The sequence below is a fragment of the Phyllobacterium endophyticum genome (genome assembly GCF_003010935.1).
GTDB classification, from domain to species: Bacteria; Pseudomonadota; Alphaproteobacteria; order Rhizobiales; family Rhizobiaceae; genus Phyllobacterium; species Phyllobacterium endophyticum.
On the sequence record NZ_PGGN01000005.1, the window covers coordinates 110,320 to 131,162 of the forward strand.

17 protein-coding genes are annotated in these 20,843 nt (G+C 58.6%); 5 read left to right on the forward strand and 12 right to left on the reverse strand.

What is annotated here, in order from left to right:
• Positions 1 to 40: 40 nt before the first annotated feature.
• On the reverse strand, positions 41 to 307 hold the full coding sequence (locus CU100_RS22190) for a hypothetical protein (RefSeq protein ID WP_106718810.1): 267 nt from the start codon (positions 305 to 307) through the stop codon (positions 41 to 43).
• 310 nt (positions 308 to 617) lie between these two features.
• Positions 618 to 2,330, reverse strand: coding sequence for a cache domain-containing sensor histidine kinase (locus tag CU100_RS22195; protein WP_170113931.1), 1,713 nt, complete (start codon positions 2,328 to 2,330; stop codon positions 618 to 620).
• Between the two features lie 198 nt (positions 2,331 to 2,528).
• Here CU100_RS22195 and CU100_RS22200 point away from each other — a divergent pair, with 198 nt between their 5' ends.
• Positions 2,529 to 3,974 carry a cryptochrome/photolyase family protein gene (locus CU100_RS22200; protein ID WP_106718812.1) on the forward strand — a complete coding sequence of 482 codons (1,446 nt, stop codon included), beginning with the start codon at positions 2,529 to 2,531 and terminating at the stop codon, positions 3,972 to 3,974.
• A gap of 28 nt (positions 3,975 to 4,002) precedes the next feature.
• On the opposite strand, the gene CU100_RS22205 is transcribed toward CU100_RS22200, so the two are convergent.
• Positions 4,003 to 7,158, reverse strand: a complete 3,156-nt coding sequence (locus CU100_RS22205) for an efflux RND transporter permease subunit (RefSeq protein ID WP_106718813.1) — start codon at positions 7,156 to 7,158, stop codon at positions 4,003 to 4,005.
• Positions 7,155 to 8,288 carry an efflux RND transporter periplasmic adaptor subunit gene (locus CU100_RS22210; protein ID WP_106718978.1) on the reverse strand — a complete coding sequence of 378 codons (1,134 nt, stop codon included), beginning with the start codon at positions 8,286 to 8,288 and terminating at the stop codon, positions 7,155 to 7,157. The genes CU100_RS22205 and CU100_RS22210 overlap by 4 nt, the downstream gene beginning before the upstream one ends.
• Before the next feature lie 167 nt (positions 8,289 to 8,455).
• Here CU100_RS22210 and CU100_RS22215 point away from each other — a divergent pair, with 167 nt between their 5' ends.
• The gene (locus CU100_RS22215) at positions 8,456 to 8,671 is read left to right on the forward strand and encodes a cysteine rich repeat-containing protein (RefSeq protein ID WP_106718814.1); all 216 of its coding nucleotides are present in this window, start codon (positions 8,456 to 8,458) and stop codon (positions 8,669 to 8,671) included.
• 12 nt (positions 8,672 to 8,683) lie between these two features.
• Here CU100_RS22215 and CU100_RS22220 read toward each other — a convergent pair whose 3' ends face one another.
• The 8 genes from CU100_RS22220 to CU100_RS22255 all read right to left on the reverse strand — a co-directional run bounded on the left by CU100_RS22220 (position 8,684) and on the right by CU100_RS22255 (position 16,748).
• The gene (locus CU100_RS22220) at positions 8,684 to 9,613 is read right to left on the reverse strand and encodes a dihydrodipicolinate synthase family protein (protein WP_106718815.1); all 930 of its coding nucleotides are present in this window, start codon (positions 9,611 to 9,613) and stop codon (positions 8,684 to 8,686) included.
• Between the two features lie 9 nt (positions 9,614 to 9,622).
• Positions 9,623 to 10,579, reverse strand: a complete 957-nt coding sequence (locus CU100_RS22225) for an ABC transporter ATP-binding protein (protein ID WP_106718816.1) — start codon at positions 10,577 to 10,579, stop codon at positions 9,623 to 9,625.
• Positions 10,576 to 11,598, reverse strand: a complete 1,023-nt coding sequence (locus CU100_RS22230) for an ABC transporter ATP-binding protein (RefSeq protein WP_106718817.1) — start codon at positions 11,596 to 11,598, stop codon at positions 10,576 to 10,578. Before CU100_RS22230 ends, CU100_RS22225 begins: the two co-directional genes overlap by 4 nt.
• 8 nt (positions 11,599 to 11,606) lie before the next feature.
• Positions 11,607 to 12,524 (reverse strand): dihydrodipicolinate synthase family protein, encoded by a 918-nt coding sequence (locus tag CU100_RS22235; RefSeq protein WP_106718818.1) that lies wholly within the window; start codon positions 12,522 to 12,524, stop codon positions 11,607 to 11,609.
• Between the two features lie 18 nt (positions 12,525 to 12,542).
• Positions 12,543 to 13,418 carry an ABC transporter permease gene (locus tag CU100_RS22240; RefSeq protein ID WP_106718819.1) on the reverse strand — a complete coding sequence of 292 codons (876 nt, stop codon included), beginning with the start codon at positions 13,416 to 13,418 and terminating at the stop codon, positions 12,543 to 12,545.
• 1 nt (position 13,419) lies between these two features.
• Positions 13,420 to 14,379 carry an ABC transporter permease gene (locus tag CU100_RS22245; RefSeq protein WP_106718820.1) on the reverse strand — a complete coding sequence of 320 codons (960 nt, stop codon included), beginning with the start codon at positions 14,377 to 14,379 and terminating at the stop codon, positions 13,420 to 13,422.
• Between the two features lie 63 nt (positions 14,380 to 14,442).
• Entirely contained in the window at positions 14,443 to 16,023 is a 1,581-nt protein-coding gene (locus CU100_RS22250; RefSeq protein ID WP_106718821.1) for an ABC transporter substrate-binding protein, read from the reverse strand.
• Positions 16,020 to 16,748, reverse strand: a complete 729-nt coding sequence (locus CU100_RS22255; protein WP_106718822.1) for a FadR/GntR family transcriptional regulator — start codon at positions 16,746 to 16,748, stop codon at positions 16,020 to 16,022. The genes CU100_RS22250 and CU100_RS22255 overlap by 4 nt, the downstream gene beginning before the upstream one ends.
• A 212-nt stretch (positions 16,749 to 16,960) precedes the next feature.
• On the opposite strand from CU100_RS22255, the gene CU100_RS22260 reads away from it, so the two are divergent.
• The 3 genes from CU100_RS22260 to CU100_RS22270 are packed head-to-tail and all read left to right on the forward strand — an operon-like array spanning position 16,961 to position 20,826.
• Positions 16,961 to 18,028, forward strand: a complete 1,068-nt coding sequence (locus CU100_RS22260) for an ABC transporter ATP-binding protein (protein WP_106718823.1) — start codon at positions 16,961 to 16,963, stop codon at positions 18,026 to 18,028.
• Between the two features lie 14 nt (positions 18,029 to 18,042).
• On the forward strand, positions 18,043 to 19,086 hold the full coding sequence (locus CU100_RS22265; RefSeq protein WP_106718824.1) for an extracellular solute-binding protein: 1,044 nt from the start codon (positions 18,043 to 18,045) through the stop codon (positions 19,084 to 19,086).
• A gap of 6 nt (positions 19,087 to 19,092) precedes the next feature.
• Complete coding sequence (locus tag CU100_RS22270; RefSeq protein WP_106718825.1) at positions 19,093 to 20,826, forward strand: ABC transporter permease; 1,734 nt, start codon at positions 19,093 to 19,095, stop codon at positions 20,824 to 20,826.
• The last annotated feature ends 17 nt before the right edge of the window (positions 20,827 to 20,843 follow it).

Genomic DNA, 20,843 nt, shown 5'->3' on the forward strand with positions numbered 1-20,843 from the left:
CTAATATTCATTAGGTGTCGCTTGCTGACCTGGTCGTGTGTCACGGTTTCTGGGTGCGCCCCACGATGCAGATGTCGATCACTTCATTCTCGATCTCGGAACAGAGAGACTCGTATTCCAGCAGCAACTTGTCGTCGGTGGAACCGTTGCGCCGCAGGCGATCGAGTGTAGAACTTGCTTCATCGAAGGCGTCGCACAGGCTCACCAAGGTAGAACTTCGGGCGCTTAGCATCTGCAACTGGCCACGCATGGCGGGCAGCTTCAGCATCAGCTTCCAGAGCCCCCGTTGGGATGAAACGGTCGACATTGACTATGCTGACCCCCGCTTTCACCAGAACTAATCTATTGGAGCTATACGCTGGACTACCAATCAGTCGAGACGGCAACAATCCGGCGCAGTTGCAACCCGGCGATAATGCATGATTGGAGGTTTCCAAGGGAGTACGTAACGGTAAAGGCCTGCAGGTTGTGTCTCAAGTGCCGGAAAATATTTCACTCACGTTCGACGACGGGTAGCGTTTTCACACGTTCCACGACGGTTGCTGTTACCGTTACGATCTGACGCCGGAATGTCATCGGCCAAGGCGTTTCAAGTCCGGACGTCGTGACCCATATTACTATCCACGCACCCTGACGGAAATGGTTGTGCCCATTCTACCGGTCGAAATGTGGATACTGCCATCGAGCGGCCGCAAGCGCGCATCCATTCCAGAAAGACCAACGCCGACGTGTTGGCGCCTGCGCCTCTCGATACCGACACCATCATCCTTCACGGTCAACGACAGGATCGTATCGGGTTCGCTGCCCTGGCGTACCAGCCTGATCGTCGCCTTGGCGGCGTGTGCGTGCCGGTAGATATTCGTCAAAGCTTCCTGCACTATACGGAATACGGTCAGCTCCACATCCGCGGGCGGGCGCTTGGTCGCCAAAGCCGGATCAACTCTCAATTCGATCTCAAGTCCGCTTCGCTCCTCGAAGCCCGCCACGAGAAGCTCCAGCGCATTGGGCAGGCCCGACTCATCGAGCATCGGCGGGTGCAACAGATAGGATAGGGTTCGCAGTTCCTCATTGCTCTGCGAAATGAGCTGCGCCGTGCGGGCCAAGGCCCTCGACGTGTCGCCGTCGCTGTCCGGCAGGAGGGACTTGACGTTTGCGAGTTCCATCGCCGCGCCGATCAGATGCTGGCCGGTCGAATCGTGGAGGTCCCTTGCTATGGAACGGCGCTCCTCGTCCTGCGAAACCAGAAGGCGCTCGCTGACCTCACGCAAAGATTCGTTGGATGCCATCAGAGCGATTGAACGGCGCCTTGCCAGCCATGCAGTAATCAGAAATGCCCCCAGCGCGATGGCGAGCACCGTGCCGTATACCCGGACGGACTGCCTCCAGCCTGCAAGCAGTGCTTTTTCATCGATTCCATAGGTCACGTAAAACGGAAATGCTTCTACTTTGCGGTAGGCTATCAGCCGGACCACGCCATCGGAGAAGGGAGCATGACGTAGCTCTCCCGCAATCGGATTTTCCGCAATAGCCTGCTGGAACCAGTCAGGGACGGTCGCACCGCCCTCCGATAGTGGCACGTTTACCACAACCTGGCCGTCCTGCCTCAGAAACTGGGCAGCGTCTGAAGGGTTGGCGGCCCCGTCGAACAAGCGGGTAAAGTATTCGACCGGCATCGTGATCAAAATCAGCCCGCCGAACTCTCCGCCGGTTCCGAGCAGGGCCTTGCTCATCGTGAGAGACGGTTTGTCGTATACCCGGCCGATTAGCTGTTCGCCGACGAAGGTAACGTTCGAGGGGTGATCCCGGTGGTGCCGGAAGTAATCCCGGTCGCTCACATCAAGCGAGCGGTCCCGGAAATTTTCGCTTGTAGAAACGAGTTTCCCATCTCTGCCTACTATGGCGATGTACGCTGAATGCTTCAGATATTTCTTCTGGGTCCTCAGAAGCCCTGTCACTTGCTCGGTGGGTTCGATTCCCGTGTCCCGGATGGGCTCAACTTCAGAAGCGATGCCCTGAAGCACCATATCGTTGGCTTCGAGTATCTTGCTTACATAGGCTTCGAGCAGAGCAGTCTTTTGACGCAGCTGAATCTTCGATTGCGCGACCATCCGGTCCCGGCTCTCCGAGACGCCGATAATGAAAACGACAATGATGACGCCGACGCTCATCAGCAGCAACAGGCCGTAAGGCACAAGAGGGAGTGACGGATTCCGCATTTGCGGCCCGGTTGACAGCGCTCTTCCCAATGGAAGCATGAGGCCGAGACGGCGCAGCAACGCGGGAATGGCCGCGATGCTCCAGCGGTCGTTGTATCGGCGCAGAATTCTCACCGGTCCTTCCCGGAGAAATATCGTGCGCTGCCCATGGCGGATCTGAATTTTTGCCCGATCATCGTGCCCCCGATTGTAGCATTCCGCCGCATGATACCTCATCATGCGGGAACACTATATCAGAAACACCAGTGGAAAGCCGCGCTGGTTCAAGTGCGTCAGGCAAGCAGTCACCAACATGACAAGAGGATCAACTCCATGCCCACCACGGAGAGCGGCAAGCCTGCCATCGTTCTGTTCCGTTACGATCTCAGGCTGGCTGACAACCGCGCGTTGCATGCGGCATCCGAGAGCGGCAAGCCCGTCATTCCGGTTTTTGTCTGGGATGAGCAGACGAGCCCGCATGCGCGGCCGCTCGGCGGTGCGAGGAAATGGTGGTTGCACCACTCGTTGAACGCGCTTTCGGCGACCATGAAAGCCCGCGGCGCTACCCTGGTCCTGAAGCGCGGGAAGACAGAGGCGATCGTGGACGGTCTTATCGACGAAACAGGCGCCGACCTCGTCTTGTGGAACCGGCGTTACGACCCGCAAGGTGTCGAGGTTGACACCGGCCTGAAGGCTGAGCTCGCTCGCCGCAATGTCATGGCTGAAAGCTTTGAAGGCCATCTCCTGCATGAGCCCTACGCGCTTCGGACTGCGTCCGGGGGATATTACCGTGTCTACACTCCATTTTGGCGCGCCTTGGCAGGACAGCCGGAACCGCGCGATCCCGTTGCGGCCCCCATCGGATTGAAAAGTTGGCACGGCGAGATCGCGTCGGAGACCCTGGACGACTGGAATTTGTTGCCGAAGCATCCGGACTGGTCGAAAGGCTTCACGGACTGGACTCCGGGCGAAGAGGCTGCGCATCAGCGCCTCGCGGACTTTCTCGATGGAGCAATCGGGCATTATTCCCGGGAGCGGGATCGTCCCGACATTGAAGCAACATCGCGGCTCTCGCCACATCTTGTCCATGGCGAGATTACACCGGTTCAGATCTGGCATGCACTCAAGGCGCCGAAGCTCCGGGACCATGGAGCCGACGTCGCAAAATTCCGCCGCGAGATGGCCTGGCGCGAATTCTGCTACCATCTGCTGTTCCACAACCCGGCGCTGCACACTGAAAACTTCAATGCAAGCTTCAACGCCTTTCATTGGAACGACCGGCAGGATCATTTCGATGCCTGGAAACAGGGCAAGACCGGCTACCCTATCGTCGATGCCGGGATGCGACAGCTATGGCAAACGGGTTGGATGCACAATCGGGTGCGCATGATCGTTGCGTCGTTCCTCATCAAACATCTGCTCATTGACTGGCGCAAGGGCGAAGAATGGTTCTGGGACACGCTCGTCGACGCGGACCCCGCCAACAACGCCGCCGGTTGGCAGTGGGTTGCCGGCACAGGTGCGGACGCGGCGCCATACTTCCGCATTTTCAACCCGATACTGCAGGGCGAAAAGTTCGATCCTAAGGGCGACTATGTACGGACATTTGTCCCTGAGCTGGCGGCGCTTCCCGGTAAATACCTGAACCAGCCGTGGACTGCGCCGCAAAGGGTTCTGGACGATGCCGGCATCATGCTGGGAGAGACGTACCCTCATCCGATCGTCGATCATCGATCGGCCCGCAGGCGGGCACTTGGAGCCTATGCCGAGACGCGTTAGACATCAGACCAGTTTTACGAGCGCTTTGTCAGCTGACTTCGCTGTCGAGAACTTTCTCCGCGACCGGCCGCTTGCGCGCGGCGCGCCACTCTTCGAAACGCTGCAGCACCACGAAAAATGACGGCACGAAGAGGACTGCAAGGCATGTGGAAGCAATCATGCCACTAAATACGGTGATGCCTATCGACCTGCGCGCGCTGGCCCCTGCCCCCGTTGCAAAGACGAGGGGAGCCACGCCGAGGATGAAGGCGAACGATGTCATCAGGATCGGCCGGAAACGGGACCGGGCAGCGCCGGTCGCAGACTCGATGATCGACTTGCCGGAGGCACGCAATTCTCGCGCCATCTCGACGATGAGAATGGCGTTCTTGGCCGAGAGAGCGAGGAGCAGGATAAGGCCGATCTGAACGTAAAGATTGATCGCGACATGCAGGCCCAGGAAAATCGAAACGGGACCAATCAATGACAATGGGGCGGCGAGCAGCACTGATACCGGGGCGATCCAGCTTTCATATTGCCCCGCCAGCACCAGATAGACCAGCAACAGTGCAAGGGCGAAGACAAGGATCATCTGGTTGCCCACAAGCTTCTCCTGGAACGAGAGCGCCGTCCACTCGAAGCTGGAGCCATTAGGCAGCGTGGCGGTCGCGATTTCCTCCATGAGCTTCATTGCTTCACCCGACGAGAATGTCGCCGCAGGTACGCCGATGATCGAAGCTGAAGGATAAAGGTTGTAGAGGCTGATGAGGGAGGGTCCGACGCTCGGTGTGATCGTTAGCACCGTACCGAGCGAAATCATGTCGCCATTCTTGTTCCGCACGGTCAGGCTGTTGATGCTTTCCGGCGTCAGGCGAAATTGCGCATCCCCCTGGGCATAGATCTGGAACACTCGCCCGAACTTGTTGAATTGAGCGACATAGCTGGAGCCGAGATAGCTCGCCAGCGCGTCGAATACCTGATCGGTTGTCAGCTGCAGGTTTTCAACCTTCTCGCGATCGATCGCTACATCATACTGCGGTGCAGTCGCCCGGAAGGGGGCATTGATACTCTGTATGCCCGATTGAGATTCAGCAGCTTTCACCACGGCATTGGTCAAGCTCTGCAACTTCGCAAGATCGAAACTGCCGTCGCGCAGCTCCGTCTGCATGGTGAAGCCGCCGGCATTGCCGATCCCCTGGATCGGCGGCGGGGGCAGAACGAGCACCCTGCCCTCGCCAACGTTCTTCAATTTGGCGTTGAGCGTCGTGTAAAGCGAAGCCAGGTCTTCGCCCTTGCCGCGCTCACTCCAGTCGTTGAGCATGATGTAGGCAAGTCCCGCATTGGCGAGCGCGGAATTATTGTCGAGGGCGGAGACGCCGGCGATCGTAATGACCTGGGCGACGCCGGGCGTTTCCTTCGCAACCCGCCCCAGTTCCTCCAGCGACGCTTGCGTTCGGCCAAGGGCAGCGCCGTCCGGCAATTGCACCGCTGCCAGCAGATAGCCTTGATCCTCTATCGGCAGGAAGCTTGTTGGCGCACGTGACATGCCATATCCGGCGGCGGCTATGATGAGCAGCGCGATTGCCGCCATGGTTCCGCTACGCGCGACCATGGAGCCGATCACGCGGACATAGCCATTTTCAAGTCTCTGATAGACTGAATTGAAGCCGCGAAAGAAGAAGTTACGCCTCTCCGGCGGTACGGGTGGCCGCAGCCACATGGCGCACTGCGTCGGCTTCAATGTCGCGGCGTTGATGGCACTGATCAGCGCGGTCGCCGCGATTACCAGCGCGAATTGCGCGAATATCTGTCCCGTGATGCCCGGGAGGAATGCGGCAGGCAGAAACACCGCCATAAGGACAAGCGTGATCCCGACGATCGGTCCGAAGAGCGTATCCATGGCGCTGATCGCTGCATCATGGCCGGACATGCCCCGTTCCATATTATGCGCGGCACTCTCGACTACAACGATGGCATCGTCGACGACGATGCCGATCGCCAGCACAATAGCGAACAGGGTGGAAAGATTGACCGAGAAGCCCATTGCCGCCATCGCGGCGAAAGCGCCGATGATCGTCACTGGCACAGTTGTCGCCGGCACCAGCATCGCCCGCCAGTCCTGCAGGAAAACGAGGATGACGATCAGAACCAGAAGCGCGGCTTCCAGCAAGGTTTTGTACACTTCGCCGATTGCCTGGCTGACGAAGGTGGTCGTATCGAAGGGAATGGAATACGTGACGCCCTGGGGAAATTCGCCGGCCAGCGTCTTCATCCTGGCGCTTACTCGTTGAGCGACATCAAGTGCGTTGGCGCCCGGAGAAAGGAAGATCGCAAGCCCCGCCGAATCTGCGCCGTCGAGCTTGAACACCTGGCTATATGTCTGCGCGCCGAGTTCCACCCGGCCTATATCGCGCACGCGCGTCATGCCGCCATTCGTATCGGTCTTGACTATGACGGCAGCAAACTGCTCTGGATAGTCAAGGCGGCTCTCGACATTGATCGTATATTGGAAGGATTGGTTTTCCGGTGCCGGTGGCATGCCCACCTGACCCGCCGTAACCTGCTCGCTTTGCTGCTGCAGCGACTGAATGACATCCTGAGCGGTAAGGCCCCGCGCCTGCATCTTGTTCGGGTCGAGCCAGATGCGCATGGAATATTGTCCGGCGCCAAATACCGTGACGTTGCCGACGCCGGGGATGCGGGCAATCTCGTCTTTGAGCGCTATCGTGGCGTAATTGCTGAGATAGAGACTGTCGTGGCTTTTGTCCGGCGAGGTCAGAGTGACGATCTCGAGAATCGACGTCGATTTCTTCTGCACGTTGACGCCCTGGACCTGCACGGATTGCGGCAGCGATGCCAAGGCGGCGGAAACGCGGTTCTGTACCAGGACCTGTGCTGCGTCGAGGTCGGTGCCAATCGCAAATGTTACGGTAAGCGAGTAGCTGCCGTCCGAAGCAGAATAGGACTGCATGTAGAGCATGTCCTCGACGCCGTTTACCTGTTGCTCGATCGGCAACGCCACCGTATCGATCAGCGTACGAGCACTGGCTCCGGGATAACGGGTCGTGACCTGCACGGTTGGCGGCACGACATTCGGATACTGAGCGACCGGCAGCGAATAGAGCGAAACAAAACCGATGACCACCATGAGAATGGCGATTACATTGGCCAGTACCGGCCGTTCTATGAAGAACTTCGAGATCATTGCGCGGCGCCATTTGCCGCAAAGGCGCTGATTTCCATCAGCTGCGGCTCGATCTTTTGACCGGGTATGGCCGAGAGCAGACCTGTAACAACGACACGGTCCTCCGGTTGCAGACCTGTCGTTACCACCCGCAGTTCACCGACCAGTTGACCGATCTCGACCTTCCGCTGCTCGACGATATCGTCCTTGCCGGCAACCAGCACATAGCGCCCGCTCTGATCGCTGCCGATGGCGCGATCGGGCACAAGCAACATCCCAGGCTCTTCGAACAAGGGAACGCGCACGCGGACGAAATAGCCGGGCAGCAATTGCCGATCCGCATTGGGCAGCACAGCGCGGACGGCCAGCATGCCAGTCGACGCGGTTATAGTGGGTGCCACATAGTCGAGAGTGCCGGCGTGCGGGTAACCGGTCTCGGTTTGCGTTCCGACTTCCGCGGGCACTTTCTTAAGGTCCTGCGCGGTCATCCCGCGTTTCACCATATCACCGCGGATACGCAGCACATCCTTTTCGCTGATATTGAAATCGACATAGATGGGATCGAACTCGACGATAGAGGCAAGCGTCGTGGTCGACGCACCAACAAGCTCGCCGACGGAAACCAGCCGAGCCGTGACGACGCCATCGAAGGGCGCTTTCACCTTTGTATAGCTGAGGTTGAGCTCGGCTTGTTTGACATTCGACGCCGCCTGCTGCTGAACGGCAAGATCAGCTTCGCGTTGGGCCTCGGCCTTCTGCAGGTCCTGTTGCGTGGCAAAGGTCTTGGCAACTAGCGCCGCCTGCCGCTCGTATTCCGCTTGCGAAAGCTTGACGGCAGCGTCTGCCGATGCCTTTGCGGCATTTGCCTGGTCGAGTGCCAATTGATAGGGCTCGGGTTCGATGACGAAGAGCACGGTGCCGGCCTTTACCGCATCGCCATCCTTATAGTCGATCTCCTCGACAAAACCCTGCACCCGCGCCACCAGCGCAGTCTCATTGACGGCCGCCGTATTGCCCGTCGCTTCGAGATAGGGGGTAACGTTCTGCTTTACCGGATGCGCGACATCGACCTTGGGCGGTGGCGGCGGAACGTAGCTGTTCTCTTGGTTGCAGCCGGCCAGTCCCAGCGCGATCAATGCAGCGCAAACCATTGCCGTCCTTCGGCCCGCGCTTGAAACGCGTTGCTGTCGCCGCCTGTGCAGGTTGCTGAATCCGGCCATCATGTCCCCCGGTTGGCCTTTGCAGAAAATGCATTTTCGATGCTACGTTATTCCACATCGGAGAGAAAGCTCTCCATCAAAAATTGTGGGAGGTTGCAGTGCGGCTCATTGTGGCAGTTTTCGCAGTTGCGTTTTTCTCCACCGCCGCCATGGCACAGACGGCAGCCGAGCGCACGGCCTGCATGGCCGACTTCGAAAAATATTGCGCCGGCGTGATACCGGGCGGCGGCCGGGTCATCGAATGTTTGGCCAAGCAAGTGGACAAGCTCACCCCGGAATGCAGGAAGGTCGTGCAGTCGCACGCTCCGAAATAGCCCGCGGCGAACTCAGATCATGATCTCGCCCAGTTCCCGCCGGGCAACGATGCGCAGGCGATCCGCTTCACTGTCGTCGATCCATCGGTAAGGAAACCGTAAGCGTGTACTTACCGGCCCCCATTTGCCGATTGCGCAGAGCAATTTATCCAGCGCAGCATTTGAATAGCCGGCCTTCTGCCTGAACGGAACGATATGCTGGTCCATGAATTTGCAGATGCGTTTTTCGGTTTCGATTGCGGCGCCAATGTCCGTCCGCATCAGGTCGCTCCAGCGTTGTGCGCCGCGAGGATTGAGGCAGGCGACGTTTGAGAAAGAACCTGCGGCTATCCCTTCCCTGATCCCCGTCGCAAGATGATGTCCCGGCACGAAAAGTGCCGTGCGCGACAGATGCTCCCGGGCTTCCGCGTACCAGGCCGAGTCACCATCTGCGAGTTTCACACCAATCACGCCCGGTGTTTCAGCCAATATCCCACCGAGTTCCCTCGGTGAAAGAACGCGTTTTGCATGCGGTGGATTATAGAGAATGAGCGGAATGCCGTTGGATATCTCCATTGCCCGGTTGAGATAGTCGATCGCCTCTGTGTCGGTCAGCGGCCACCAGTCCGGCAGGATAAGCTGGATGGCAGCTGGTTGCAGCGAAGCGGCGCGTCTCACACGGTTCAGCATGATCGTTGAGTCGGGCTGACAGGCACCGATAACGAAAGCCATGCCCGCTTTATGGCAGCGCTCGGCCAGCATCAGCTGAATGCGATCGAATTCTTCTTCGCTCTGGTTGTGGAATTCGCCTGCTGTGCCATTGGAGTAGATACCATCGACCTTCGCCTCGATCAAAATGTCGATCTCGTCCCCCAGCTTGCCGAACTCGATATTATCGTCCGCCTCGATAGGCAGGAGCAAGCTTGCCCAATTGCCCCTGATCGCAAATTCTCCGGATTTCACCTCGAGCTCCTAGTTCAGATCGTCGCGGATACAAGCCTTGAAGCGGCCGGGAGCTATTTCACGCAATTCCGGCACCGTATGGGCGCACGCCTCAAGCGCCACCGGACAACGCGTACGAAACACGCAGCCGCTCGGCGGATTGGCCGGGCTTGGAATATCGCCCTTGAGTATCTGCCGGTTGCGCTGTGCGTCGGGATCAGGCGATGGGATCGCCGACAGAAGCGCCCTCGTATAGGGATGTTGCGGCCTCGCATAGAGATCAGCACTGGGCGCAATTTCCATGATGCGGCCGAGATAGAGAACGATCACCCGGTCGCATATATATTCCACAACCGCGAGATCATGCGAGATGAACAGCATGGTCAGGCCGAGCCGCTGCTGCAGGTCGCGCAGGAGATTGATCACCTGTGCCTGGATCGATACATCGAGTGCGGAGACGGGCTCGTCCGCAACGATGAATTCCGGCGCAAGCGTCAGGGCGCGAGCGATGCCGATGCGCTGACGCTGCCCGCCGGAAAACTCATGCGCGTATCGGTTGACTGCTTCGGCAGGAAGATCGACCTGTTCCAGTGCGGTTCTGGCCCGGTCGAGCCGATCCTTGCGCGTGCCGATTCCCTGGATGTTCAAACCTTCGGTCAGTATCTCGCCAATTGTCATGCGCGGTGACAGGCTGGCAAAGGGATCCTGGAATATATACTGCATTCGGGGCCGCGTCCGTCGCATCTGCGCGGCAGAGAGCGTCGTCAATTCGGTTCCGTCGAATGTTACGCTACCCGAAGAAGGCTCGACCAGACGCAGTACCGAACGGCCGATGGTGGTCTTGCCGCTGCCCGATTCACCGACAAGACCGACAACTTCGCCCTTCGCTATCTCGAATGAGATGCCTTCCAGGATATTGAGTCTTTTGCCGCGGGAAACGTAATGTTTTGCCAAATCGCGGACGACGAGGAATGGTGCAGCGCTCATCGACTCACCTCCTGCCAGCGGATGCAGCGGCTTCGGTGCATCGCATTCACCGCAAGGAGCGGCGGCACCGCCTGCCGGCAGGCATCGATGGCATAAAGGCAGCGCGGGGAGAATGCACATCCGTCCGGCATGTCGGCAAGACTGGGTACAACACCGGGGATTGCTGCAAGCTGTTCGCCTGCCTGCTTCATGCGCGTGGCATCGCCTAGCCTTGGCATGGAAGCGAGAAGACCGAGTGTATAAGGATGGCGCGGATTGCGGAACACCTCCGCGACTGGCCCTTCCTCGACGATCCGCCCCGCATACATGACCGCGACGCGATGGGCGATCTCGGCGACCACGCCCAGGTTGTGAGTGACGAAAAGCATGCCCATGCCCCGCTCGCGCTGGAGCTTGAGCAACAGATCCAGGATTTGCGCCTGTATGGTCACGTCGAGCGCCGTCGTCGGTTCGTCGGCGATCAGCAACGTCGGATCGCAGGCAAGCGCCATGGCGATTGTAGCGCGCTGCCGCATGCCGCCGGAGAGTTCATGCGGATACTGACCCGCCCGGCGTCTCGCATCGGGGATGCCCACCTGATCCAGAAGCGCCACTGCTACGTCCATCGCGCTTTTCCGGTCAGCACCGCGATGGATGCGAATGGGTTCGGCGATCTGGTCTCCGACCGTAAACACCGGGTTGAGGCTCGACATCGGCTCCTGGAACACCATGCCGATCTCATTGCCGCGAATTCTCCGCATCTGCTCTTCGTCGAGCGTGACAAGATCACGAACCGCTCCATCCTTGCTCTTGAAGCGGATGCTTCCTGCGGCAATCGACCCGACGTTGCGGGTCAACAGGCGCATGACCGACAGGCTGGTCACGGATTTTCCGGAACCGGATTCGCCGACAAGTGCCACCGTTTCGCCGGCTGCAACAGCCAGGTCGAGACCATTGACGGCCGTGATCTCGCCGCCGCGGGTGCGGAAGATTGTCCGCAGCCCGTGAATATCGAGAATTGGTTCCAGGCGCTTGTCCATGTCCGATCTCAGCCAAGCAGTCCCGTTGAGCGCAAAATGGCGTCGATCTTTGCCGCCTCTGCATCGTTGAGCGCCTGTCTTGGTCTCGGCATGAGATTGGTGTCGATAATGCCGAGGTTGCGCATGGCGGTCTTGAACCCGCCAACGCCGGACGCGCCGCCACTGACGCGGTTTTGTCCAACCCAGACGATCTCAAACAGGCGGCAGAGCCTTTCCTGTTCCTTGCGCGCGGCTGTCCAGTCGCCACGCTGTGCGGCATCCCACAAGCGGACATAGCCGTGCGGATCCACGTTGGCGAGACCGGGGACAACGCCATGCGCACCCATGGACAGCGCGTTGTCCACGACGATCTCGGAACCGGTCATCAGGAAAAAATCACTATGCTCAGCAAGGTCGAGGAGCGCGTAGCGGAAATTTCCGTCGTCGCCGCTCGAATCCTTGAGACCGATAATGGTGCCTTCCCTGGCCAGCGTCGTCACTGTCGAACGGGCCAGCTTGGCGTGAACGCAGACGGGGATGTCATAGGCGACGAGCGGAATGTCGACGGCATCCTTGATATAGCGGAAGTGGTCGATGATCTCGGGCTGGCTGGTGACGGTGTAGTATGGTGCCGTTACGACGGCTGCAGCAGCACCTGCTGCCTTCGCTACCCTGGCATGCTCGATGACATTGTCGGTCGTTGCATCGAGAACGCCTGCAATGACCGGCACGCGGCCATTGACGATCTTGACGGAGTGTTCGAGGATTTCACGACGTATTTTCTCGTTGTGGAACACCACTTCACTCGTCGAGCCGAGCACGAATACGCCCTGGCAGCCCGCGCCGATCAGATGTTCGAGAACCCGCGTATAGGACGGATAGTCCACCGTGAAGTCCGCGTTGAGAGGTGTTACGACAGGAGGAACAACCCCATGAAATTTTGTCATTTTCACTTTCTTTCTTTGTCAGTTCAGTTCGGCGCGAGGATCGAAGGCATCCCTCAGACCATCGCCAATAAAGTTGATTGCAAGGACGGCAAGGACCAACGCTCCACCCGGGAACAGCCATTGCCAGGGGAATTGTTCGAGAACGGCCGTCGAGCGCGCTGCGTTGAGCATGTTGCCCCAGCTCGCGGCGGGTGGCGCGATGCCAAGACCGAGAAAGGACAGTCCTGCTTCCAGTAGAATCGCATTGGCAATCTGCAGCGTCGCATAGACGACAAGGATGTCGATGGAGTTCGGCAGGCCGTGCCGGAAAAGGAGATGCCCAAGGCCTGCTCCCATGCCACGTGACGCAAGCACGAAGTCCCGCTCGCGCAATTCGAGCAGACGCGAGCGGATCATGCGCGACAGGAGCGGCCATGACAGCAGAGATATGACGAGCACGGTTGGCCAGATGCCGGTACCGGCAATCGACGCCAGTACCAGCAGGAAGATGACCGGCGGCAGCGTCATGACGAGATCGACAAAGCGCATGCTCACGGCGTCGACCCAGCGACCGGCAAATGCCGATATCGCACCGACCAGAAATCCTATGATCGCGGAAATGGCAGTCGAGGCCACGGCCACCAGCAGAGAGATGCGGCCGCCCTCCATGACACGCACGAATACATCGCGGCCTACTCCATCGGTTCCGAACCAGTGGCTGGCGCTTGGACCGCTGTTCATGGCAAGCAGGTCAATGTCGTTTGGCTTGAAAGCCCACCACAGCGGGTAGGACAGGATCATCGCGAGCATCGGCACGATGACGCATACGCCGAAGAGCGCGGCCTTGTTGTGACCGAAGCGGTGAAGGGCCCGAGCCATGGGACCGGGGCTGCGGGAGGGGGTGCGTGCAAGCATCTCAGCCCACCTTTATGCGCGGATCGATGACCGCGTAGGTGATATCGGTCAGTAGGTTCACGATGATCACGCAGGCGCCGATGATCAATGTCGCGCCCATGATCACCGGATAGTCACGCGTCTCCACCGCGTTCACCAGCAAGAGACCCATGCCCGGCCAGTTGAACACGCTCTCGATGAAAATCGCCCCGCCTATTGCAAGGCCGATGGTGGAGCCGATTACCGTCACTACCGGTAACAGTGCGTTGCGCAAGGCATGTTTGGCGATGACCCAGAATTCCTTGACGCCTTTCGCCCGAGCCGTGCGCACATAATCCTGATTGAGAACTTCGAGGAGTGACGAGCGCATGTAGCGCATGATCAATGCGGCCTGGGCGATCGAGAGAAGCGCTGCGGGCAAGATGAGATGATGGAGCAGATCGCCGATGGAAAACTCCGCGCCCGGCGTCAGCATGCCGCCCGAGGGAGCCAGCTTCAGGCGAACCGCGAAGATATACAGTCCGATCAGCGCGCTCAGGAATGCCGGGCTCGAAATGCCGACAAGCGCAAACACGGAAAACGCAAGATCGACGGACGTGTTTCGCCGCACTGCGCTGACAACGCCGGTGACGATTCCCGTGACGATGGCGATCAGCAATGCCGATCCCATCAACAGGACCGTCGGTCCGATGCGCGACAATACCAGATCCAGCACCGGCTGGTCCTGGCGCTTGATCGAATAACCGAGATTTCCCGAGATGGCCTGTTGCAGCCAGGCCAGATATTGGGCAGGCAATGGCTTGTCGAGTCCAAGCTGACTGCGCAATTGTGCAAGCTGCTCCGGCGACATGGGAATGTTGGGATCGATATAGGCATCGATCGGGTCGCCGGGGGTAAGACGCAGCAGGATGAAGATCAGCATGCTCAGCGCGAGGAGCATGCCAACTCCCACCAGCAGACGTCGAAAACTGTATTGAAGCATATCGGTTCCGTTTTGCCGGGGTGGCCGCTTGCCACCCCTCAAACTGGGATCAGTTGGTTGCGTTCACTCGCCGGTCGACCACTTTTCCGGATGAGCCTGATAGGGGCCGCCGCCCGGCGCCGGTGTCCAGATGAAATCCTTGACCTTCGCCGAAACGACGCCGTAGCGATTGGCGACCCAGAGAGTTGCCCAGGGCAGATCGGTATTCATGACCTTGCATACTTCCTGATAGCGGCTGTCGCGCTTGGTAGCGTCAATCTCGGCAAGGGCAGTGTCGAGCGCCTTGTTGAGTTCGGGCATTCGCGCGCGCACCACGTTGGGACCCGCTGGCGGTATCTGCTTTTCGTTGAGCCCGACATTGATGCTTCCCGCATCCGGACCGTTCTGCAAGCCGGCATAGACCATCTGAAACTGTCCGATATCCGGCTGCGGATTCAAGACGATGCTATTATAGGTCGGCGTATCGACTGCACGCGGCACGACATTGATTCCTACCTGCGCGAGCATTGCCTGAACGGCAGCAAGAACGTTGGTGGCGAGCGGAGTGGTGTAGTAGGTCAGGAGCGTGATCGGCTTGTCGCCATTGATTTGCGCCCATCCCGCTTCATCGAGCAATTGCTTGGCTTTTTCCGGATCATACGCGTAAGGATCAATGCCCTGCGGGATCAGCCGCTCTGCCACATAGGCGCAGTTGGCTGGCTTGGCCGCACCGGCGTAGAGGCTCTTGATGATGGCGTCGCGGTTGATCGCGTACATCACCGCCTTGCGAACGCGCACATCTTTCCAGATCGGCGACTCATGATTGAATCCAAGATAGTTGACGACGAAGCTGTCGCCTTCGATGACCTTGAACGCTTCGTCGTCCTTGAATGTCGAAACATCATTGGAGTCGACATAGGTGAACTGGATCTCACCGGCGCGAAGCGCAGCAATCGCCGCTGCTGGGTTGGCGAAATAGCGGTTGATCACCCGCTCAAGCGCCGGTTTGCCGTCGCGATAGTCTGTATTGGCGGCGAGTTCGACATATTGATCGGTGACGTATTTGGTGAACTTGAAGGGTCCCGTGCCGATTGGCGCGGTCGACCACCAGGCGTTCTTGGCGAGTTGATCCGCCGGTATCGATGCCAATGCGTGCTCGGGCAGCATCATCACCTTGGTCATTGTATCGAGGGTGCTGGCGCTTGGGGCACTCAGCTTGACCACCAGCGTGCGATCATCCGGGGCTTCCACCGACGAGACTGCTTTCAATCTCGCGGCAAGCACGGAGCCCGACTTTGCGTCCATGGCAAGGCTCATCGTGAACTTGGCGTCCTTGGCTGTGAACGGCTTGCCGTCGTGCCATTTGGCATCCTTCAGCTTGAACGTATAGGTTAGCTGGTCGGCGCTGACTTCGTAGCTATTCGCCAGCACACCGACGACCTTCTGCAACTTCTCGTCATAGGTGACGAGCGGTTCGAAGTAGATGCTGAGCCAGGTGAAGCCGGAAGTGGCTGCCAATGGGTTGAAGTTGCCCTGGAACCCTCCCGGTCCGACATCAAACCCGCCGGAGAGGGTTGCCGCCTGAGCGGTGACCGGCGCCAGAGACGCGCTGCCAATCAACGCAGCGGACAATGCCAGCGCCGAAGCGATCATTCTAAGTTTCATGATATCCTCCCATTTGAAGTCGCTTTGTTGTGTTCAATCACCCGGGCGATGCCCTCGTAGTGACTGTCGAGACGGTTGCGCGCGTCTTCGAGGTTTCTGGCTTCCACGGCATCGACGATCGCCTCATGGTCGCGCCAGGTCGCCATCGGGTCTGTGTTTTCCAGATTGACGAAATCGGAAGCCTTGTAGAATGCGAGCCAGAACACCTCGATGAGCCGGACCAGAGTCTCATTCTCCTGACAGCGGAAAAGCAGCCGGTGAAACAGCCTGTCTTCGTCGACGAACGCCTCGTTGCGCTCCGCGTGAACCCGCATGCGGGCCACCACCTGCCGTAGCTCCCGGATGTCTTCATCGGTGATCTTCTGCAAGGTTTTGGCGATCAGCCCGACTTCGAGGGTCCTGCGAATCTCAAGCACCTCTTCTATCTGGCGCAGCGCTCCTCCCAGGCCATAGGCGAGATTGTCCAGCAATGGCTCGAAGGAGAATGCCTTGACGAAAACGCCCACGCCACGCCGCGATTCCAGTACGCCAACCGACTCCAGCGCCTTGATACCTTCACGCAGCGAGTTACGGCTGACCCCAAGCTGGCTGGCAAGTTCGCCTTCAGGCGGCATTGGCGCTCCAGCCTCCATTCCGTTCTCGTTGATATAAGCCCTCAAGCTTTCCTGCACGGAGACATGCAGCAAAGGCGCGCGGTGTAGAGGCTTCAGTGTCTTGAACGCCATTCTGCTGTTTCCCGTCGACGTGCTGATCTCACGCTGATAGTCACTTGTAGGATATCTGTCAACTGGATAGTTCATCGCTATTTCTGGCAACAAGTGAATGTGAAGCGTTGCAAATAGTAATCTGTTGACAGTCTTCAATTTGCTTCGTAGGCTTCGGGTCAGCCAATCTCAGCAGAAGACCTGTCGGTACCTGCGAACACTCGGGAGGTGGAATGGCATTCCTGGAATTAGACGGGCTTACCAAGAGCTACGGCACGCTTACGGTCGTCAAAGGCGTCAACCTTTCGGTGGACAAGGGCAAGCTGGTTTGCCTTCTTGGACCATCCGGCTGCGGCAAGACGACGACCCTTAGGCTGATTGCCGGCTTTGTTCCGGCAAACGCCGGTGAGATACGCGTTGGGGGAAAGACGATATCGTCTGCTCATGCGACCGTGCCCCCCGAAGGACGCAACATGTCCATGATCTTCCAGAGCTACGCGCTGTGGCCTCATATGACCGTCTTCGACAATGTTGCCTATGGCTTGAAATTGCGGCGCCTTCCCCAATCCGAAGTGACGAAGAGCGTCCGGACGATTCTTGCAGCAACACAGCTTCTACCGCTGGAAGATCGATATCCGGGGGAACTCTCCGGCGGCCAGCAGCAGCGCGTCTCGCTCGCGCGTGCCTTGGTCATCAAGCCGGAAATCCTGCTTCTTGATGAGCCGCTATCGAACCTTGACGCCAATCTGCGCGAGGAGATGCGTTTCGAAATTCGCAGGCTCCACGACGAGTTCCGCTACACGACTGTCTATGTGACGCACGATCAGGCGGAAGCCATGACCACCGCCGACATGATTGTCGTCATGAATGATGGCCGTATCGAGCAGGCGGGATCGCCGGAAGATATTTATGAACGGCCGGAGACGGAATTTGTCGCGCGCTTCATTGGCGGCACGAATATTCTCAGCGGCACCCGCGGCGACAAGGATAGCGTCATCGGCGAAGGTGGACTCGTCCTGCGTTGCGGCAGTGGCAGTACCGCGAGTTCTGGGAAGACGGCGGTTTCGGTCCGCCACCACGACATCGAGCTTTCGTCGGCAAAGCCCAAGAGCACCGACACCAATGTCACGATGGGCACGGTGACGCGCCAAATCTATCTCGGTTCGCACCGGGATTATCTCGTTTCAATCGCTGGTGGAGAAACGGTGCGCACAGTCGCACCAGTCAACGTCGCGATCCCGGTCGGCCAGGAAGTATGGCTGCATTTTCCGCCAGAGAAATGCCGGGCGCTCGCGCAATAAGGGAGGAACTATGCATGTGGAAGAAAGCTTTATCAGCCGCGCTCTTGGCTACGGGACTGGCGTCGTCCGCCGCCTGGGCCGAAGCACCGGCACCCTACCAGATTACTCCCGAGCTTGAGGCAGCGGCGAAGGCTGAAGGCAAGGTAGTGTTCTATACCGCGACTGACGTTGCAGTTGCAGAAAAGCTCGCCGAGCATTTCAAATCCAAGTATCCGGGCATCGCCGTACAGGTAGAGCGGGCCGGATCCGAACGGGTGTTCCAGCGCATCGGGCAGGAATACTCGACCGGGATCTACAATGCCGACGTCATCGAAACCTCCGATGCCGTGCATTTCGAGTATTTCAAGCGCCAGGGCTGGCTTGAACCCATGGTTCCGCAGGAAGTCGCGGACAAGTGGCCTGCCGATGAGCGCGACCCCGATGGCAACTTCGCTGCTTACCGCGCGCACCTGTCCGTCATCGCCTATCGTACCGACCTGATGAAGGAGGCCGATGCGCCCAAGACTTGGAACGACCTGCTCGATCCTCGTTTCAAGGACAAGATGGTCAAGGCGCATCCGGGTTATAGCGGCACGGTGATGACCTCGACATTCGTGCTCAGCCAGTTGCTCGGCTGGGAATATTTCGAGAAGCTTGGCAAACAGAACATCATGCAGGTGCAATCTTCGACCGAGCCGCCAAAGAAGCTTGCTCAGGGCGAACGGGCGCTGGAAGTCGATGGAAATGAGTACAACGTCTTCCGTCTTATCGACGAAGGCAAACCCATCAAGATCGTCTATCCGGACGAAGGCACGCCGCTTGCCGTCGGTAACGCAGCCGTGCTCAAGCAGGCACCAAACCCGAACGCTGCCAAGCTGTTCTACGCATTCCTCTTTTCACTCGACGCGCAGCAGCTCAACAGCGATTTTGGCGGGCTGAGGTCATTCCATCCTGACGTCAAGGAGAAGGCGGATCGGACTCCGCTGTCGAAGATCAAGGTCTTGCACTCGGATCCAGAGAAGCTCGAGCCCGAGATTCCCACGATCAAAGCCAATTACGAAAAGTATTTCGGGACATAATCGATCATGACCAGTGACGTTCAGGTTCAAGCTTTGCCGGCTCAAGGTTGGCGCCGTGGAATCGACCTTTCATGGCCTACTTTCGCTCTGTTGACTCTTGTCCTGAGCGTCCTGGTTCTCCTGCCACTGTTCTGGCTGGTCTATTACAGCTTTCGCAGCGATACGGGCGGGGGCGCCACCTTCGACAATTATATTGCCCTTGTCGTTGATCCTACCCTTCTGCGTGCTTACGGCCTTGCCATCGGAATGGCGCTGGCGGTCGGCGCTCTCGCCTGCGTCATTGCCACGCCTATGGCCTGGCTCGTTGCGCGAACGGACCTGCCGGGAAGGCGAACGATCCGCATGCTCGTCACGGCATCGTTCGTCACTCCGCCCTTCCTCGGCGCAATCGCCTATGAGATCCTGGCGGCACCCAACAGCGGTATCGTCAACATCATCTACAGAAGCATCTTCGGGCTCGAAGCTTCCGAGTATCTGGTGAATATCTATACGTTCAGCGGCCTCGTCTTTGCCATCGCCTGTTTCACTTTCCCCTACGTCTTCACGCTCGTCGCGAACGCACTCGACAGGGTTCCGTCCGATCTTGAGGATGCTTCTTCGATTCTCGGCGGGAAATCCATGACGACACTGCGAAAGGTCACTATTCCGCTTGTATTGCCGGCGATGCTGGCCGGAACGCTGATTGCCATTTTGCAGGCGCTGACGATGTTCGGCTCTCCGGCCATCCTTGCGCTGCCTGCCGGATTCCATGTGATCACGACGAAAATCTGGAGCCTGTTTCAATTTCCGCCTCGTCTCGGGCTCGCAGCAGCGGCTGCGCTTCCCTTGCTGATCATCACCGTAATCCTCCTGCGTGCGCAGAAGTCGATCCTCGGACGCAAAGGCTATACCGTTCTCGGCGGAAAGAGCGGGACGCCACGAATCACCAAGCTTGGTCCATGGAAGTGGGTAGCAATCGCCTTCGTGCTTACCGTGTTGAGCCTGACGATCATCTTGCCCTATCTCGCGATCCTGAAGACGGCTTTCACTGGGACTGTCGGCGATCCGATCAATCTCAGCACCCTGACGTTGAGCCATTGGCGTTTTGTGCTTTTCGAATTCTCGGCGACACAGCTCGCCCTTCGCAACACATTCCTTCTCGGCTTTCTCACCGCGACCGCAGTTACGGCAATTGCACTGATCGTGTCCTACCTGGTAACCCGAAGGTCGGTTCCGGGCTCGGGTTTCCTCGGCGTGCTTGCCACGGCTCCGGTCGCGATCCCTGGTATCGTCCTCGGCGTTGGCCTGTTCCTCAGCTATGCCAATCCGACATTCCAGCTCTATGGCACGATCTGGATCCTGCTCATTGCCTTCATGACGATCGAGCTGCCGGCAGGCTACCAGCAAATGTCCTCGGCTTTTTCCGGTGTCCATCCGGAGCTGGAAGAAGCGGGGCGTATCATGGGGGCTTCCCGGCTGAAAACTCTTTGGGATATCACCGCACCGCTTCTGCGGACGAGCGTGGTCGCCGCATGGTGTTTTGTCTTCGTCGGTACAATTCGCGAATTGTCGGCAACAATCCTGCTCACGACGGCGAATACCAAGCTTGTCTCGGTCATCATCTATGATCTCAACGAGAGTGGTGATCTCGGCGCGATATGCGTTCTCGGTATCATATTGCTTGCCGCATCCTTTGCCGTGGTCTTTGTCGCCAACCGGGTTCCTGTTCTTGGCGGCTCCCAGATGAATGCGCGAGGCTAGCTTTGCTGCCCCGCCAG

What these genes read in the sequence shown, in the direction of transcription:
- CU100_RS22190 (WP_106718810.1), bottom strand. Translation starts at nt 307, where the DNA reads ATGTCGACCGTTTCATCCCAACGGGGGCTCTGGAAGCTGATGCTGAAG.
- CU100_RS22200 (WP_106718812.1), top strand. Translation starts at nt 2,529, where the DNA reads ATGCCCACCACGGAGAGCGGCAAGCCTGCCATCGTTCTGTTCCGTTAC.
- CU100_RS22205 (WP_106718813.1), bottom strand. Translation starts at nt 7,158, where the DNA reads ATGATCTCGAAGTTCTTCATAGAACGGCCGGTACTGGCCAATGTAATC.
- CU100_RS22210 (WP_106718978.1), bottom strand. Translation starts at nt 8,288, where the DNA reads ATGGTTTGCGCTGCATTGATCGCGCTGGGACTGGCCGGCTGCAACCAA.
- CU100_RS22225 (WP_106718816.1), bottom strand. Translation starts at nt 10,579, where the DNA reads ATGAGCGCTGCACCATTCCTCGTCGTCCGCGATTTGGCAAAACATTAC.
- CU100_RS22230 (WP_106718817.1), bottom strand. Translation starts at nt 11,598, where the DNA reads ATGGACAAGCGCCTGGAACCAATTCTCGATATTCACGGGCTGCGGACA.
- CU100_RS22235 (WP_106718818.1), bottom strand. Translation starts at nt 12,524, where the DNA reads ATGACAAAATTTCATGGGGTTGTTCCTCCTGTCGTAACACCTCTCAAC.
- CU100_RS22240 (WP_106718819.1), bottom strand. Translation starts at nt 13,418, where the DNA reads ATGCTTGCACGCACCCCCTCCCGCAGCCCCGGTCCCATGGCTCGGGCC.
- CU100_RS22245 (WP_106718820.1), bottom strand. Translation starts at nt 14,379, where the DNA reads ATGCTTCAATACAGTTTTCGACGTCTGCTGGTGGGAGTTGGCATGCTC.
- CU100_RS22250 (WP_106718821.1), bottom strand. Translation starts at nt 16,023, where the DNA reads ATGAAACTTAGAATGATCGCTTCGGCGCTGGCATTGTCCGCTGCGTTG.
- CU100_RS22255 (WP_106718822.1), bottom strand. Translation starts at nt 16,748, where the DNA reads ATGGCGTTCAAGACACTGAAGCCTCTACACCGCGCGCCTTTGCTGCAT.
- CU100_RS22260 (WP_106718823.1), top strand. Translation starts at nt 16,961, where the DNA reads ATGGCATTCCTGGAATTAGACGGGCTTACCAAGAGCTACGGCACGCTT.
- CU100_RS22265 (WP_106718824.1), top strand. Translation starts at nt 18,043, where the DNA reads ATGTGGAAGAAAGCTTTATCAGCCGCGCTCTTGGCTACGGGACTGGCG.
- CU100_RS22270 (WP_106718825.1), top strand. Translation starts at nt 19,093, where the DNA reads ATGACCAGTGACGTTCAGGTTCAAGCTTTGCCGGCTCAAGGTTGGCGC.